Genomic DNA, 17,341 nt, shown 5'->3' with positions numbered 1-17,341 from the left:
GCAGGGTTCCGTCTTCCCGGTGTCGAAGTGAGAATGTCTGGGAGGGAAAGATCATGACACTTATTTTAGGCTATCAATTTGAGGAGTACTCCATTCCGCTGGCGTTCGCAGGGCGCTACTTCATCGTGGAGCAGGCGCCGGACGGGCTGATGGTCAGCGTGCTGCTGGACCACGAGGAGGCGCCGGTCTTCGACATTCTGAAGAATGAGCCGATCGGCAATCCGTATTCGAGCGTCGTCAACTCGGTTCCCGGCGTATTCGACGTCAAGGACAATACCGGGCGCCCTGTTTATCAGCTGCAGGTTGGAGCCGGAATCAAAGCGGTTCTGTTTCTGGAGAGCGGTGAGGCGATGGAGGTATCCTTAACCAAAGACAGCATCCAGGCGGGCAAGCTGGATATTCCGAATACGTTCAATCCGGCGGTCATCGGGGCGAAGATCAGCTCCGGCGGCAGCGTCGGAGTCGGCAATTATGTGCCGTACAACCTGCTGAAATGGTTCAAATAGAAGACGAAGAGGGCGGCCTGAGGGCCGTTCTTTTTTTGCGGAGAATCGAAGAAATGAACCTTTATCGCCTCCCGATTGTCTTAAGGGTGAAGAAAGGGGAAAGGGAGGGATACAGTGGATAACCGGGAATTGTTCGAGGCTTACAACAAGGACGTGTACAAAACCTGCCTGTATATGGTTCGTGATCCGGCGGATGCCGAGGATTTATGCCACGATACTTTTATCACAGCGTTCCGCAGCCGGACGGATGACATCGGGCAGCACAGAGCCTGGCTCATCCGGATTGCCGTCAACCGGTGCCTGAACCATCTCAGACGCAAGAAGCTCTTCCGGTTCAAGATCGAATCGAATCTGCGCGGGTTTGCTCCGGCTAATGAGCTGTCGGCTGAGCAGAGAGCGGAAGAGCGGGCAAGCCGGTCGGAGTGGGCGGAGGTGATGAAGGAGCTTCCCGCCAAGGTCAGGGCGGTTATCGTCCTTCGTTACGTGCATGATATGACGCTATCGGAAATTGCGGACACGCTGTCCATTCCGGTGGGAACGGTCAAGTCGAGGCTCCACAAGGGACTGAGGCTGGTAAAGGGCATATTGGAGAAGCAGGACGGCGTGGCTGAGAGAAAGGAGGATACCCGTGAAGGATGCAGAGCGGTTAGCGGCACTCAAATTAAGTAAAGAGGATATCCATTATCCCGATTTTGACCGGATGTGGGAGTCGATTGAACGAGACCGGCTGCTTGCGGAGCAGACGAACACCATGATGTCAGAAGAGCCGGGCGTGAAGTGGAGCCGGTCTGGAACACCAAATCATGAAATACAGCGCAAGGGCCGAAGCTGGGGCAAAATGACGGCCGCGGCTTCGATCGCTGTACTGCTGATCGCCGCTCCCGTCTATGCAGCCGTGCATGGGGACTGGGGACATCTCCTGACAAGCAAACCCGGCATCCAGTCCGCGCTAGACCGGAATCTCGGGCAGAAGCTGGGCCAGACCATAACCATAAACGGCATTAAACTGAATCTTGAAACGGCATTTGTGGACGAGAACCGGACGGTTATCCTGTTCACGCTGGATGTAGGCAAACGGGCGGAGACGGATTTTTGGAAGTTCGGGAATCTCTATATTGAGAGTGAGCAGGGGAATAAACTCGGTGAAGGATATAATTATTTGCAGTGGGACGAGCAGAAAGGCCGTTATAACGGATATTTCGAAACCGAGTGGTCGCCGGACACCGAAACCGCCAAGGTAAGGCTGGTCGCAGAGGGGCTTACGGCATACAGCTTGGGAGAACAGGACATTTCCTTGAATCCATCGTCGAACGCATCGCAGAGCTTTAAAGTAGGCAAGGAAGGGATTAAGGAGATAGCCGTACAGACGTTCCGGATGGATAGCAAGAAGACCCTCTTCGCGTCCACCGTTTTATTCGATCGTCCTGAAGCCAAGGAATGGACGTATCCGCAGATTGCGCTGTTTCATGGAGAAGAAGCGGTTGAGCAGCTTTCTGGATCCATGTTCGGGACGCCGGATGAGCATGGAAATTATACAGCCCAGCAGTATTATCAAACATCAGACGCCACGGCTGCGGGAGCCTCCTTCAAATTGCAGTATTGGCGGCTTGAGCAGTCGGTATCCAAGTCCTGGAATTTTGATCTGACGCTAAGCAAAAAACAGATGGAGTTCGGAACAACAATTACGCCGCTGAATGTTCCGCTGGAGCCGGGGAACAACGCGCTCAAAGTCGAGAAAATGGTCGTTACCCCGACTCAAATCCGGGTAGGCATTCGAAGCAGCAAGCTTCCTTATTATTTCCCTTATCAGAAATACAGACTGGAAATCGATGGACGGACGCTGGAGGCAGCCCCTTATTACTCTGCCGAGCCGGGCGATTCGGGTTATAGAGGCTACCAGTTCGAAATGCCGTCAGATCTGATTGTCAAGAAAGACAGCCATATCGTGTTGGTGGGAGCCTATAAGGTTAATTATGTCGAGGATCAGCAGACTACGTTCCGGCTTACGGGAATTGATGAAGAGAAGCGGCATCTGAATGCCGTGATCGGTGGTTACCCGGTAACCTGGACTTATTACATGAAGGGCTCGGATCTGTATGTGGAGAGCAGCAGCGACAATCCTCTGTTCGGGGGAGTCAATCAAACCTTCATTCTACAAGACGGCCAGCGGCTGCTGGGGAAAGTGCAGAAATACGGCATCGACGGGCAAAAAGACAATCATGCGATTGATGTGTACAAAGGCTTCAAAGGAAGTGAAGCGGAGGTTCATATGTTCTTCTATACGACGAACGAACCGGAGAAAGAGACGAGAGTGACGCTGCGATAAGGCCATTGAAGGAAGTAAGATGGTCAGGCATCAGAATAGGCATATTTGAGGTTTGACTGGGGGGCCGTATCGGCCCCTCATTTTGATGTGGACGGAACCACTCCAATTGACAACTCCTCCGTATCTTGATTAGTCTTACTGTACAAGCGCGGGAGCCCGAATCCCGGAAAGGAAGAGGACGAGGACATGCATGAAATCATACGCTGCGGTTGGGTGAACACCGATCCGCTGTACATCGCCTATCACGACGAGGAATGGGGCAAGCCGGTCCATGACGACCTGAAGCTGTTCGAGCTGCTGATGCTGGAGGGTATGCAGGCGGGCTTGAGCTGGTACACGATTCTTAAAAAAAGAGAAAATTACCGCGAGGCCTTTGACAGGTTTGATCCGGAGAAAATTGCGGCTTATGACGATAACAAGGTGGAGGAGCTGATGGGCAATTCCGGCATCATCCGGAACCGCCTCAAGATCAAGGCGATCATCACCAATGCCCGCGTATACGGCGAAATTATGCGTGACGAAGGCAGCTTCGGCGGCTATTTGTGGAGCTTCGTCGGTGGCTCGCCGGTTATCAACAACCCGGCTTCCCTAAGCGAGGTTCCAGCCTCGACGCCCCAGTCAGACGCTATGAGCAAGGCGCTGAAGAAGAAAGGGATGAAGTTCATCGGCTCGACGATCTGCTATGCCTTCATGCAGGCATCCGGCATGGTGAACGACCATGTAACAGCCTGCAGCTTCAGATAGAGCGGGCAGTAACCCGATGACAGGCTTTGGCTGCGAACCCTGCCGAACGGCCGTGTAATTAACCGCCGGTTTGTCCCGGGCGCCGCCCTTAAGGTATAATAACTGGGATAAAGGTATAATAGCGAGGATAAAGGCATATAGCAGCGATTATAGTTTAGTAGTGGTTAGATAGTGAACTTGAGGAGGCTTAATGCAGTAATGCTGTGGCATGAATTGACGATACATACAACCGAAGATTCCCAGGAGATGATTTCCGCGATGCTCCATGATGCGGGGGCGGGCGGGGTGTCCATCGAGGAATCCGGTACGCTGGCCAAGCAGCGGGAGACGAGATACGGCGAGCTGTATGACGAGCCGCTGAACGATATCCCGGAAGGCGAAGCGGTGATTAAGGGCTACTTCTCCGAGGGCACGCCTATGGATGATATATGCGGGGAACTGGCGCCCAAGATTGCCGAGCTGAAGGACTTCGGCATTGATCCAGGCAGAGCCGAGATCAGCTGGAAGACGGTCGATGAGGAAGACTGGTCCCATGCCTGGAAGCAGTACTTCAAGCCGCTGCGCGTCAGCGACCGGCTCACGATCAAGCCGGTGTGGGAAGACTATACACCGGCAAGCCCCGAGGAGCAGATCATTCATCTGGACCCGGGCATGGCGTTCGGCACCGGCACTCATCCGACGACCGCCCTTTGTCTGCGTGCGTTGGAGAAGGCGATTCAGGGTGGAGAAGAAGTGATTGACGTCGGCACCGGCTCCGGCATTCTCGCGGTAGGCGCGGTGCTGCTCGGTGCGAAATCCGTGCTGGCGCTGGACCTCGATCCGGTCGCCGTCAAGAGTGCGAAAGAGAATGTGGAACTGAACAACATGCTGGACCGCATCTCGGTTAAGGAGAGCGATCTGCTCTCTCTGCTCGGCGGAGAAGGAGCGGCCGAGAAGCCGGAAGGCGCTATGTGGCCGACCGCAAGGGCGCCTCGGCAGCAGGGCGAAGGGGAGCCGGAGGGAGAGAGTGCCGGCGATGAGGGATTAGACGGTGAGTCCGAGTCAGCGGATTCATCCGGCGTTCGTGCTGGCCTGAACGTTACCCTTCCCGTCCGGATCGTTGTAGCCAATATTTTGGCCGAAATCATCGTGCTCTTCACGGACGATGTGTACCGGGCGCTGCAGCCGGGAGGCCTGTATATTACCTCAGGCATCTACAAGGACAAGGAAGAACTGGTCAGACAGGCGCTTGTCGCCTCCGGATTTGAGATCAGGGAAGTTGCGAAGGAAGAAGATTGGGTGGCGTTTACAGCCGGAAAGAGGTAAAAATGGATTTCTTAAGCCAGATTATTCGTATTCCGCTGGATCAGCTTCCGTTCGTTCTGGTGACGATCTTGATCGCCTTCACGGTGCATGAGTTCAGCCACGCTTATTTCGCGAACAAGTTCGGCGATCCGACCGCCCGGCTGCTGGGACGGATGACGCTGAATCCAGCGGTGCATTTTGATTTCTTCGGCATCATCCTGCTGCTGATCGCCGGTTTCGGCTGGGCACGCCCTGTGCCGGTGAACCGGGATAACTTCAGCCGCCCGCGGCTGATGGGGATTATCGTATCGGCGGCCGGCCCGATCAGCAATCTGCTGCTGGCGATTCTGGGCTGCCTCGTGTACGGTTTGCTGCTGGGAACGGGTGTTATTGATGCAGAATCCGCAGGGAAAGGACAGGAAGCGATCAAGCTGTTCTTCAGCACTTTTTCCTACTGGAATTTCTTTCTGTTTCTGTTTAACCTCATCCCGCTGCCGCCTCTTGACGGCTACCGGATCATCGAGGATCTTGCTCCGCGCAGCGTAAGGGGAAGACTCCAGCGGTTCGAACAGTGGGCGATGTTTCTATTCTTGCTGATCGTCTTCATCCCGGTTCTTCGGGCTTATACGATCACGCCTCTAAATGTTTGGACATTTAATATGCAGTTGGATTTTCTGAGATTCTTCTACAATCTTTTTAGCTGACAGAGGCGCTCAGGGTTGTTCATAAGGCCCGGACGTTGTATCATAGCATAGAACTGGCTATACAAGGACAATAGAACGGCGGCGGTGCCCGGCAGGCGAGGGACGCCGCCGTTTTCGCCTGAAATATAAGCTTAAGAGAACAGGATGTTGATGCATATGCAGCGGTATTTCGTACCGAAGGACAGCTTCGGCGAGGGCACGGTTACGATCGGCGGCGAGGACGCCCGTCATATTGCCAGAGTCATGCGGGGAAGACCCGGAGACAAACTGATTGTCAGCGACGGTGTCTCGCGGGAGGCGTTCACGGAAATCACCGAAATCGGGGAGGGTGTTGTTACAGCTGCCATCCTCGAAATGATGCCGATGACGCATGAACCGAAAGCCAAAATCACGGTGGCGCAGAGTCTTCCAAAGGGCGACAAGATGGAGATCGTGATCCAGAAATGCACCGAGATCGGCGCAGCCGCCTTCGTGCCGTTCCTGTCCGAGCGGACCATCGTTCAGTACGATGAACGCAAGGAAGGCAAGCGGCTGGAGCGCTGGCGCAAGATCGCCAAGGAAGCGGCGGAGCAGGCGCATCGCAATATCGTGCCCGAGATTTCCGCGCCGCTGTCCTGGAAAGAGCTGCTGAAATCGGCCGAAGGCTATGCTGCCGTCTTTTTCTGCTACGAGAAGGAAGAAGGGCTGCAATTGCGCACGGCGGTCGCTCCCTGGGCGGAGCGGCTGAAGAATGGAGCAGAGGAGTACGCTGCGCTTGTGATCGTCGGCCCCGAAGGGGGCTTCAGCGAGGACGAATGCCGCGAAGCGGAGGAAGCGGGCGCGGTGTCCGTCGGCCTGGGCAGACGCATCCTGCGCTGCGAGACGGCCGGCATGGTGGCCGCGGCCTGTATTTTATATGAAACCGGAGAAATGGGGGAAGCCTGAAAATGCCATCCGTAGCGTTTTATACGTTGGGCTGCAAAGTTAATTTCTACGACACTGAAGCCATCTGGCAGCTGTTCAAACAGGAAGGCTATGAGCAGGTGGACTTTGAAGGGCAAGCCGATGTGTATCTGATCAATACATGCACCGTCACCAATACAGGGGATAAAAAAAGCCGGCAGATGATCCGGCGCGCCGTGCGCCGCAATCCGGAAGCGATCGTAGCGGTAACGGGCTGCTACGCGCAGACGTCGCCAGGCGAAATTCTGGACATTCCCGGCGTCGATCTCGTCATCGGCAACCAGGACCGCGACCAGATCATGACGCATGTGAACAGCATTCGGGATTCGCGCCAGCCGGTGAACGCAGTCCGCAACATTATGAAGACCCGCGAGTTCGAGGAACTGGATGTGCCGGGCTTCGCCGACCGGACCCGCGCTTTTCTCAAGATTCAGGACGGCTGCAACAATTTCTGCACCTTCTGCATCATCCCATGGTCTCGCGGGCTGTCCCGCAGCCGGGACCCTAAATCGATCGTGAAGCAGGCCCACCAGCTTGTGGAAGCGGGCTACCAAGAGATCGTGCTGACCGGCATTCATACCGGCGGATATGGCGACGATCTGGAGAATTACCGCCTCTCCGATCTGCTGTGGGATCTTGATAAGGTGGACGGACTGGAGCGCGTGCGCATCAGCTCGATTGAGGCGAGCCAGATCGACGACAAGCTGATGGACGCGCTGAACCGCTCCTCCAAGATGTGCCGGCATCTTCATATTCCGCTCCAAGCCGGACACAATGAGGTGCTGAAGCGGATGCGCCGGAAGTACACGACCGAAGAGTATTTGGCCAAAATGGAGCGTATTCGTCAGGCAATGCCGGATGTGGCGATTACGACCGACGTCATTGTGGGCTTCCCGGGTGAGACCGACGAGATGTTCCGGGCGGGCTACGACTTCATGAAGCAGATCGGCTATTCCGAAATGCATGTGTTCCCGTATTCGAAGCGTACCGGCACACCGGCCGCCCGTATGGAGGATCAGGTGGACGAGGATGTTAAAAATGAGCGCGTCCAGCAGCTGATCGACCTGTCCGAGGACATGCAGTTGGCCTATGCCAGCCGGTTCGTGGGACAGACCGTGGGAGTTATTCCGGAGCGGTCAGCCAAGGATGCTCCCGCCCGCAGCATACAGCACGGCTTCAGCGACAATTACCTCCAGGTGCAGTTCCCGGGCGGTGACGAGCTGCAGGGCCGGCTGTGCCAGGTGAAGATTACGGAAGCAGGCGTCAACGAGTGTAAAGGTGAGCTTGTCTCGTCTCCGGATGACGTCCTGACCGGCACCGCGCGTTAGCTAAGAATAAGGATTCCATCTCCGCAGTGCGGAGGCGGAATCTTTTTTGCATACACGCCCCAATCGTGCCGTGAACGCTGTGAACAGCAATCTTACTGTGTTTTGGCAGATTTGGCAGATTTGACGGATTTGAAAGGCAGCTTCCATTTCTTGGGCCCGGAGGACGTGGGCTCCATGTATGGAATTAGGCGCGAAGCGATAAAGGCGACGATCGGAACGGCCAGAATCACGCCTATGCTTCCCGACAGCCCCTGTACCACCTCGATTCCCACCATCTCCATATTGGAGAGCTGGTTGAACGGCACACGATACGAATAAATCAGGATTAAAGACTGTAAGGAGCTGCCGGTAAAAGCCAGAATGAGGGTATCGGACATGGTGCCCATCATATCGCGGCCGACGTTCATTCCGGAGAGGAACAGCTCTTTCATGCCAAGCTTCCGGTTTGCGGAATATACCTCATGGACCGAAGAAGCAACGGATATGCTCACATCGACGATTGCACCCAGCGAGGCGATCAGAATTCCGGCGAACAGCAGGTCCTTAACCCCCATATGCGTGTCCCTGGCAATCAGGATCAGTGTTTCCGCTTCCTCCGTATTCAGCCCCGAAATATGCGCCAGACTTCCTGCCAGGGCGGAGACGATGCCGGCGATTGTAACGCCAAGCGTAGTCCCGATGACCGCAGATAATGATTTGGAATTCCATCCGTGTATGAGGAACAGATTGGCGCAGGTCGTGATCACGACCATTAGCACAGACGCAAAAATCGGTGAAAATCCTTGATAAAGCAGTGGAATATATAGAAAAACAATGCAAATCATCGTGTACGCCAGGCCGATAACGGACTTCAATCCTTTCCGGCCGCCAATGAGCCACATCAGCGCAGCAAATAGGAAGATAAAAATATACAGCGTCGGAGCCCGATTATAGCTGTATACCCTCACGTCGTATACGTCCTTATTGGCAGTTTCTATACAGACCATAATTTTCATACCCTTTTTGCCGTACACGTTAAAACGGTCGCTCAGATCATTTTTGATCGTTTTGACCTCGCCTTTATGCTCTCCTGTCAGAATTTTAATCTGCAGCATTTGGTTGCCCCGGTACAGGCCTTTCAGGACAGGGTCTTCGGCGATGTCCTCGCTCTGAACTTCGACAATCCGGGCTTCCTCGTAATTGATATAGGCGGTTCCTCCTTGTTTAAAGAATTTACCGGGTTGATGCGCATTAAAGACATACAGGAATGTACAGAACAACATTAGAACAGCGGTCACAATTCCCATGCGTATCCATTGGGATTTATTCATCTTTTCGTTCACTCTCGCCTTCTTCTCCAAACTTGGTTGATTGTAGACGAGCATTGTAAACAAGAGATGCTTTTTTTGTAAACCAGAAATAAAACTGCGGATTATGAGTTCTTTGCATAATTTCAATATTCAGCTAACACTGCCCAAACAAACAGGTACTATTTTAGAGCTTAGTGCTTAAATAAGAAAAAAGTGCTGAATTTTGTGCAAACGTTTGCCCTCGCGGAAAGCGCGATTTTGCAACGAATATGGGAAGGAGGAGCCATACTGTTCAGTAAAAGTGGAGAAAAGACGATCAGGGGGCAAAAAGAAAAAGAGTTCGTGACAGGAGGATGCAAGTATTGTTGAACAAATATCAATTCCGCAAGTTTATCGCAACGATGTTGGCTGTAACCCTGCTGCTGTATACCTTAATGGCACAAGGTGCGGTTCAATCGGCAAAGGCCGATAGTGGCATAATGCCGGAAAGCCCGGTTTTTAATGATGACGGAACAGTAACCCTGCAAACTTATTCCGTGACGGATGCGGTGTATATCAACGGCAACTTCTCGAAGAACTGGAGTGAGTTCAAGCCTTTGACAACTTCCGGTACGATCGATGTGAACGGCGTTACGAACAACGTATTCACGTTTACACTCACAACGGATGATCTTAAATCTTGCGGAGGCGTCATTCAGTATAAGTTTGCCCCGGAACCGAAGTGGGGAAAGGATTTTACGGATTTCCTGAACGCCAGTCCGAAGATCGGTGGAAATTCCGTCGTCTATTTCATCAAGACGGAAGTGGGTAAGACGCAAGTTCAGACCGGACATGCCACCACAGTCAAAGCGTACCGCTACCTGGCAAATGGCACTCAGGTTGACTTGACCGACAGTGCGGTGTGGACAAGCAGCCAGCCCAAGGTTACGGTAAGCAACGGAACGGTTTCCGTTGACCCCGATGCCCCGCTCGGAATGGTGACCTTGACTGCCACTTACAATGGGGTATCCTCTACTGCGACCTTCAATGTCGTGGATGCTTCCTCCGCTTTCGGGGATATTCAAATTAACCCGGGCAGCGACGCGTCCAAACTGAACTTCACCTGGATTACAGAGAATGATCCTGCAACCGCGGCAAGCACTGTTCAGATTGCTCCCAAGAGCGCAATGACGGGCACAGAGTTTCCGGACGCGCATACGAGCTTTACCGGAACCGCTTCGGCGGCATTCAACGGCTACACAACCAATAAGGCAGCGGTTACCGGCCTGCAAAAATCGACGGAATATGTATACCGCGTGGGCGACAGCAATACTTCAAAATGGAGTCAGGTATACAGCTTCACCACTAAGGATACAAGCTCCTATGAATTTCTTCTGTATGGTGATCCGCAGCTAGGCGCAAGCTCGGGCGGAAATATTGCGGCCGATACGGCCGGCTGGCAGAATACATTGACGAAATCCACAACGCTGTACCCGAATGCAGGCTTCCTGATGTCCGTCGGCGACCAGGTCAACGATGCGGAGAACGAGCTTGAGTATACCAGCTTTTTTTCACCAAATGAGTTGAAACGCTATCCTCTGGCGACAGTCTCGGGGAACCACGATAACAACATCAATTACACTTACCACTACAATCAGCCCAATGAGTCCAGCCAATATGGCGTAACCGATGCGGGCGGCGATTATTCCTACACTTATGGCAACACGCTGTACATGATGCTGAATACGAACAACAATAACGGAACAGCCCATAAAGCTTTTATGGAAGAAGCGATTGCTGGAAGTCCGAATGCAAAATGGAAAGTTGTCGCGTTCCACCATTCGATCTACAGTGCTGCGAACCATTCCTTGGAAAGCTATATTACGGATCTGAGAGCATCGCTGTATCCCGTGTTTGACGAGCTTGGCATCGACGTTGTCCTGATGGGTCACGACCACAGCTATGTCCGCACCTATCAGATGAAAGGCGATCAGCCGCAAACGAATCAGACGGTGAATGCAAACGGCGATGTAGTCAACCCGACAGGCACGCTGTATATTACGGCCAACTCCGCCAGTGGCAGCAAATATTATGAATTGAAACCTGCTCCGGAACCCTATTCCGCTCTGCGGGAACAATTCCATGCGCCTAGTTTCTCACACGTCAGCGTAACAGACACCAGCTTCTCGATCGATACATACAAAATTGATCCCACAACAGGCGAACTATCGACCGTCGACACCTATACGATTGTGAAAGGCGATACAAACCCGGCAGAGCCGACGGTTCCGGCGGCACCGACAGGGGTAACAGCCAAGGCGCTTAGCACCAGCAGCATTCAACTCGACTGGCAAGCCTCTGCGAACGCAACCGGTTATATCGTTTACCGGGCGAATGCCGGCAGCAGCACCTTCACTCAGCTCAACAGCACGCCTATAACGACACTTTCTTATACGGACAGCTCACTCACGCCGTCGACTACCTACCAATATAAAGTCGTTGCCGTGAATACTGCGGGCAGTTCACCGGATTCGGCCGTCGTTTCCGCTACAACGAGAACCGAAAGCGGCGGGGGAGGGACTTCTCCGACACCGACACCATCCGCTACGCCTTCGCCGACGCCGACATCATCCGTGGCACCATCACCAACCAGTTCACCGACTGCATCGCAATCATCACCAAGTTCATCAAAAGCATCGTCAACCCCAACTCCAACACCGACGCAGGCCAGCTCACCGGCTCCTACACCGACACCATCACCTGCAAGCACGCAGACGCCGGCCTCGCAGCAGTCATTTACCGATGTGGGTTCGAAATATGCCTGGGCAAAGGCAGCAATTGATATTCTGACTGCGCAAGGCATTATCCAAGGAACTTCGGACAAAACATTTGAGCCGGAAAAACCGATTAAACGCGCCGACGCCGTTTTACTATTGGTTCGTGCGCTGGATTTGTCGGGTCAATCGGGTGACAATTTTACTGACGTTGCTGGCAGCAAGTACTATGCCGACGCATTATCCATCGCCAAGAATAATGGCATCATCACCGGCACCAGCGACAACCGGTTCTTGCCGAATCAGAGCATAACGCGGCAGGATCTGATGGTCATCATCGCCAGAGCATTGGAGAAGACGGGAAAACTCAAGCTCAGCGCTTCCATAAGCGAGCTTAGCGGATACCGTGACGGTGCCAAAGTATCGGATTATGCGGCGCCATCCGTTGCAGCTCTGCTGCGGGCAGGAATCGTGAACGGCTACAATTCACAAATCTTGCCGAAGCAGCCGGTTACAAGGGCGGAAGCCGCAGTTATCATCTATAATACTTTGAAACAATATCAACAATAGAGCATCGAATATCGCTTGGTCTGCCTCGTTTGAGTGCAGGCCAAGCTTTTTTCATTGGATGCGTTGATCCGCGCTTCGGGTATTTTTTACAGATTAGAAGGCGGTTTCCAGGGTGGGACTAAAGACTCAGTTATTGGCAATAAGGTAACGACTTTGGAGGGAGTGTCCGATAATACTGAAAGAGTGTGGAATGGACCCACGAGACAATTTTCTATCCAAAGGAGACCAAAGATGATTTCGAACAGGAAAATGACCACATTGCTGCTTGTATTGGTGCTTCTGGCGGCGGCCTTATTCCCGGCGGGAGCCTATGCCGCAACCGGAGATGTGTACGCCCTTGATTTTGACAGTTCCGCCAAGGTGGAGCTGACTGTCGGCCAGACTCCGAAGCAGCTTAAGGTGCTTGCGTCGGTTGAAGGCAGCACGTCCAAGAAGGACGTCACAGCGGGTGCGGTCTGGACATCTTCAGACACCGGAGTAGCAACCGTATCCAGCGGTCTCGTAACGCCAAAGAACAGCGGAACCGCAATGATTACCGCTACATATAACAATACGGTCGCCACCATAGAGGTGAATGTATCCTATGCCTACAAGAATCTGGCGATTACCGCCCCGTCCTCCGGCGTGTTCAAGCTGGGCGACAGTGACGATGATCTGCTCGTAAAGGCTACCGCAGTCGGCGGCGATGCGGCGGATACTGCAAATGATGTCACTCAGGATGCGGAATGGAGCAGCTCGAACAGCCAGGTGCTGACCATCACCAAGGGACAGATAACGCTTGTCGGAGAGGGCAGCGCCACCGTTACAGCGAAGTACAAGGGGCTGACTGCAACTTTCAAAGCGACGGTCCTCCTGCCTTACTCCGCCCTGGAGCTGAAGGACAGCTCGGGAACGGCGGTAGAGGAACTGGAAATGCTGGTCGGTGACAGCCCGGCAGCCATTCAGGCGTTCACCAAGGGAACTGAGGCAGAGGACGTCAAGGATGTAACCGCGGACGCGGAGTGGTCTTCCTCCAGTACAACGACGGCCACAGTTGAGAAAGGCAAGATCACACCGGTCGGTACAGGCAAAACTGTCATTACCGTCAAATATCTTGGAGTAACGAAAACAGTGGATGTATATGTCCGCGCTCCCTATGAGGCGCTGCTGCTGACGCCAACGGGGGACCAGAGCTTGTTCCTCGGCGAGTCGCTTGGCGTCAAAGCCGAAGTGCGCGATGCGGTCAACTCGACGCTCAATGTCTCGAACGCTGCGGTCTGGACCTCAGGCAACAAGCTGGCGGCAACGGTGACGGGTGGAGATGCGCAAGCTGCGATCTCGGCAAAGTCCGCCGGCAGCTCCGTAATCAAGGCCGAATATAAAGGCATCAGCCGCGAGCTCAAGCTTACGGTATACCCGACGCTCAGCGATCTGAGCGCGGAATCGACCGAGGTTACGCTGTACACCGGCGAGACGGCAGCCCTGCCGAAGGTGAATGGCACCAAGCTGGATAGCACCAAGCTGGACATCGGCTCGGAGCTGGAATGGACGTCTGCGAACGAAGACACTGCGATGATCAAAGACGGCAAAATTGTGGCCGGCAAAGCGGGAACAGTAGTGCTGACCGGTAAAATCAAAGCCAATGATTCCGTAATCTCCCCTTCCAGCGTCCGTTCGAAGAGCGTAAGCATCACGGTGACCGTGAAGGAGAAGGTGCTGGTGCTGATTGGTCCAGAGGACAAGCTCGGCGCAGTTACCGGTGAGGAAACGCAGCTTCCTTCCATAACGGCTGTTATGGAAAGCGGCGAAGAGAGAGACGTGACGAGCGATATCGAATGGACGGTATCGGGAACGAGTGCTGTCATCAAGCAGGGCACATCCGGCAAGATCCTCAAAGGGCTGACCAAAGGCTCTGTGACGCTGAAGGGAACCTATTCCAATAAAACAATCAGCATTCCGGTTGTGGTTGAACAGAAGATCGTCAAAATCGACGTTGATCCGGCTTCGCTGGAGATGAATATCAAGGGTTCGAAATCAATTAAGGCGACCGGCTACACGTCAGCCGGCAAGACCGTCAATCTGTCGTCGACCATGAACTGGGTATCATCCAATCCTGCGGTCGCCACAGTGAAGGGAACTACGGTCAAAGCGGTGGCGGAAGGAACGACGACACTGTCGGGTTCCTACCAGGGCATTGCCGTCTCCGTCAAAATATCGGTTGTTCCGAAGCTGACCAAGCTGACTGTAAGCGAGAAGAGCCTGAAGCTCGCTCCCGGTGGATCGAAGTCGGTGGCGGTAACGGCTGAATATGATACAGGCATGACGGCCGTTGTAACAGGCGCCGTCGTCTGGACCAGCTCCAAGCCATCGGTGGTCAGCATTTCCCAGAATGGAACGATCACCGCATTGGCGAAGGGAACAGCGTCGGTGAAAGGGAAATTCGGGACGAAGACGATCACTGTAACTGTTACGGTAAAATAATGGAAGATCGTACGAACTAAAGCAGAGATAAGCAAACGGGACGAAGCGGAAGATTTTCCGGCTTTGTCCCGTTTGCGTTTTTCTTCGGTTTTGGCATTCTATGATGACTTTTGGGACAGGCCCGATAAACTAGCGAGTAACATTAATATAATACGTCCAGGTGAGTACACCGCTTGAATTTATGAAAAGTGTACAAGGGTGTGTAAACGAAATGGCTGAAGAACCGTTCATTTTTCTGGTGTGTATAATATGGCTTATCGTTAAGAATGGATGAATGTAAATAGTACATATGGAGGTAATTAAGTTTGAAAACTCACTACTATCTCAGTTGGTTTAATGATTTTTTTCCAGAGAAGCTGGTCAAATTGTTGCAGGAGGATATAACAGACAGAAAATCGCTTGTTATGATTAGCGCTCAACCGTCTGGTTATAAGGATGAGCAAGTTAACATTGATGATGTTTTTGAAAGGACATGGTTTAATCAGGCTAACCTTATTTTTGATGAATATCATTTAATTGATTACCGCATGCAGCAGGAAGATGCCCAGCGATTAATTCAAAATGCTTCTGTCATTTTTTTATGCGGTGGAGATCCTGTTTTGCAGAACGATTTTTTGGCGGAATATGAATTATCGGTTGTTATTAAGAACAGCAATGCCGTTATAATGGGTGCCAGCGCCGGTGCGATAAACATGGCTGCAAAATGGTTAAGCTTGACAAACACTGGCTACGAAGTTGAAACAAGTACTATTTATGATGGTATTGGCTTTAATCATTTTGCCTATGAATCTCATTCTAAACGCGACTACGCCACGTTTGTTCAAGGCTACCTGTTCCCTTTGTCTGAAGAGATTGATGTTTATGCGGCAGAACAGGAGAGCGCTATGCGTGTAAAGGACGGCAAAATAGACATAATGGGTCCTTTATATTTAATTTCCCACTCAAAGATTCAGAAATTGGTTGAGACGCTCTAATTAGGGCACAGCCTTTAATAAGAATTTACACTATCGCGTATATGTCTAAAGATCCCGGCGGCCCCGGCTGAGGCGCAGATCAACCCGCTTCCACAGCGGAAGATAGCAAAAGGGCAGGGCGAGCAATGAGCAGCCGATATTGAAGATCGTCTGCGAATGGGCGATCTGGGCCGCCGGTCCGCCGCCGATCCGCTCGGCGGCCTTCAGCAGCAGGCCGGTGAACGGCAGAAAGAGAAGTGCTCCCCCTGCATTCAGCACGACATGTGACCAGGCGACGAAGACGCCTGAGAGGCTGCCGCCAAGCGAAGCGATGACGGCCGTAATGCAGGTGCCGACATTGGCGCCAAGCACGATGGCGATGCCCAGGTGCGGGGGAAGCGCTCCGGAGGAGGCAACCCCCATCGCCATGCCGATGGTAGCCGAACTGCTGTGGAGCAGAGCGGTGAGACAGGCTCCGGCTGCGAAGCCCCAGAGGACGCTTTCGGACGCCCGGTCCAGGAACCACCGGAACATGCCGCTGCTCTGCAGAGCGGGACCGATCGACTGCATCACCGAGATTCCCCACAGCACAAGCGCAAAGCCGGCGACGGCAAGGCTGATGAATTGCAGCGGCCTTGAGAGGACGAATGCAGCACCCGACAGTCGCGAGCCTGCTGCAGGCAGCTCGCCCGCCGTCACTGCCGCGGCCCATAGAGCAAGGGAAGCCGCCAGCAGCGGTCCGGCGAAGTGGGAGATCTGGAGGCCGGCAAGCTCGGTGGTCAGGCAGGTGCCAATGTTGCTGCCGAGAATGATGCCCAGGGTGCGGCCGAACGAGAGCAGCCCGGCATTGACCATGCCGATTGCCAGCACGGTAACGGCAGTGCTGCTCTGGAGCAGAGCCGTCACCACGCTGCTGGTCATCATGCCCATGAGCGGAGTCGAAGTCGCTTTGCCAAGGGCATCCTCGAGGATTGGCCCGGCCAGCTTGGACAACGCCGCTTCCATCAGCTTCATTCCGGCAAGAAAGATCACGACGCCGTAAATTACGGGGAACACCAGGTCGCTAAACATGGGCATGCTTCTCCTTTGCTGGAATATTTCGCCGAAGGAGCAAGTCCGTATCGGCGGCTATCTGAATGAATCGGGAGGTGTTCCAGGGTATGATGCGGACATTCCAGACCCGGCGGACAAGTAAAGCTGGCATTCATCCGCGTGATCCTGTATTCTTCTATTTGCCGTGAAAATAAAAGTCGGCGCTTGCCGGCATGGATTTCAATATAGATACCGGGTCCTGCGCAACTGCAGAGAGCCGGGTTTTTAATCAATGTATGAGCCCGGAAAGCTGGACATGACTTCGCCAAATGGAGAGGTGGCCGGGAGCGTGAACCGAACGATTTTCCGGACCGGAGTTTGCCGGGTGTCCCGCGCTGCCGGTAACGAACGAGCGTCCCGCGGCAACAACGACATTTATGGAGAATTTGA

13 protein-coding genes are annotated in these 17,341 nt (G+C 53.5%); 11 read left to right on the top strand and 2 right to left on the bottom strand.

The genetic code is table 11. The annotated features are described in order from the left end of the window. Positions 1 to 53 precede the first annotated feature (53 nt). From KIH86_RS04265 to mtaB, 8 genes are all read left to right on the top strand, one after another. Positions 54 to 506, top strand: a complete 453-nt coding sequence (locus KIH86_RS04265) for a hypothetical protein (protein ID WP_223083846.1) — start codon at positions 54 to 56, stop codon at positions 504 to 506. 114 nt (positions 507 to 620) lie between these two features. Beyond that, positions 621 to 1,175: an RNA polymerase sigma factor gene (locus KIH86_RS04260; protein WP_223083845.1), complete on the top strand. Its 555-nt coding sequence runs from the start codon at positions 621 to 623 to the stop codon at positions 1,173 to 1,175. Then, positions 1,135 to 2,832 carry a DUF4179 domain-containing protein gene (locus tag KIH86_RS04255; RefSeq protein WP_223083844.1) on the top strand — a complete coding sequence of 566 codons (1,698 nt, stop codon included), beginning with the start codon at positions 1,135 to 1,137 and terminating at the stop codon, positions 2,830 to 2,832. Before KIH86_RS04260 ends, KIH86_RS04255 begins: the two co-directional genes overlap by 41 nt. Positions 2,833 to 3,018: 186 nt before the next feature. Then, the gene (locus KIH86_RS04250; RefSeq protein ID WP_223083843.1) at positions 3,019 to 3,576 is read left to right on the top strand and encodes a DNA-3-methyladenine glycosylase I; all 558 of its coding nucleotides are present in this window, start codon (positions 3,019 to 3,021) and stop codon (positions 3,574 to 3,576) included. 198 nt (positions 3,577 to 3,774) lie between these two features. After that, positions 3,775 to 4,881 carry a 50S ribosomal protein L11 methyltransferase gene (gene prmA, locus KIH86_RS04245; RefSeq protein ID WP_223083842.1) on the top strand — a complete coding sequence of 369 codons (1,107 nt, stop codon included), beginning with the start codon at positions 3,775 to 3,777 and terminating at the stop codon, positions 4,879 to 4,881. A gap of 2 nt (positions 4,882 to 4,883) precedes the next feature. Next, positions 4,884 to 5,564: a site-2 protease family protein gene (locus KIH86_RS04240; RefSeq protein WP_223083841.1), complete on the top strand. Its 681-nt coding sequence runs from the start codon at positions 4,884 to 4,886 to the stop codon at positions 5,562 to 5,564. Between the two features lie 156 nt (positions 5,565 to 5,720). Next, positions 5,721 to 6,488, top strand: coding sequence for a 16S rRNA (uracil(1498)-N(3))-methyltransferase (locus KIH86_RS04235; RefSeq protein WP_223083840.1), 768 nt, complete (start codon positions 5,721 to 5,723; stop codon positions 6,486 to 6,488). Positions 6,489 to 6,490: 2 nt separating this feature from the next. Further along, positions 6,491 to 7,834 carry a tRNA (N(6)-L-threonylcarbamoyladenosine(37)-C(2))-methylthiotransferase MtaB gene (gene mtaB, locus KIH86_RS04230; protein ID WP_223083839.1) on the top strand — a complete coding sequence of 448 codons (1,344 nt, stop codon included), beginning with the start codon at positions 6,491 to 6,493 and terminating at the stop codon, positions 7,832 to 7,834. Between the two features lie 92 nt (positions 7,835 to 7,926). On the opposite strand, the gene KIH86_RS04225 is transcribed toward mtaB, so the two are convergent. Continuing rightward, a complete protein-coding gene (locus KIH86_RS04225; protein WP_235775253.1) occupies positions 7,927 to 9,156 on the bottom strand; it encodes a YibE/F family protein in 1,230 nt (409 codons plus the stop codon). A gap of 332 nt (positions 9,157 to 9,488) precedes the next feature. Here KIH86_RS04225 and KIH86_RS04220 point away from each other — a divergent pair, with 332 nt between their 5' ends. From KIH86_RS04220 to KIH86_RS04210, 3 genes are all read left to right on the top strand, one after another. After that, positions 9,489 to 12,446 carry an S-layer homology domain-containing protein gene (locus KIH86_RS04220; RefSeq protein ID WP_223083838.1) on the top strand — a complete coding sequence of 986 codons (2,958 nt, stop codon included), beginning with the start codon at positions 9,489 to 9,491 and terminating at the stop codon, positions 12,444 to 12,446. Positions 12,447 to 12,677: 231 nt separating this feature from the next. After that, positions 12,678 to 14,906 carry an Ig-like domain-containing protein gene (locus tag KIH86_RS04215; protein ID WP_223083837.1) on the top strand — a complete coding sequence of 743 codons (2,229 nt, stop codon included), beginning with the start codon at positions 12,678 to 12,680 and terminating at the stop codon, positions 14,904 to 14,906. 305 nt (positions 14,907 to 15,211) lie between these two features. Continuing rightward, positions 15,212 to 15,880 (top strand): Type 1 glutamine amidotransferase-like domain-containing protein, encoded by a 669-nt coding sequence (locus tag KIH86_RS04210; RefSeq protein WP_223083836.1) that lies wholly within the window; start codon positions 15,212 to 15,214, stop codon positions 15,878 to 15,880. A 45-nt stretch (positions 15,881 to 15,925) separates the two neighbouring features. Here KIH86_RS04210 and KIH86_RS04205 read toward each other — a convergent pair whose 3' ends face one another. Next, positions 15,926 to 16,930, bottom strand: a complete 1,005-nt coding sequence (locus KIH86_RS04205) for a Na/Pi cotransporter family protein (protein ID WP_223083835.1) — start codon at positions 16,928 to 16,930, stop codon at positions 15,926 to 15,928. Positions 16,931 to 17,341 lie beyond the last annotated feature (411 nt).

This window comes from Paenibacillus sinensis (assembly GCF_019904155.1).
GTDB classification, from domain to species: Bacteria; Bacillota; Bacilli; order Paenibacillales; family Paenibacillaceae; genus Paenibacillus_AQ; species Paenibacillus_AQ sinensis.
The sequence above is the reverse complement of the archived record's forward strand: the minus strand, read 5'-3'. Positions and strand labels throughout refer to the sequence as shown.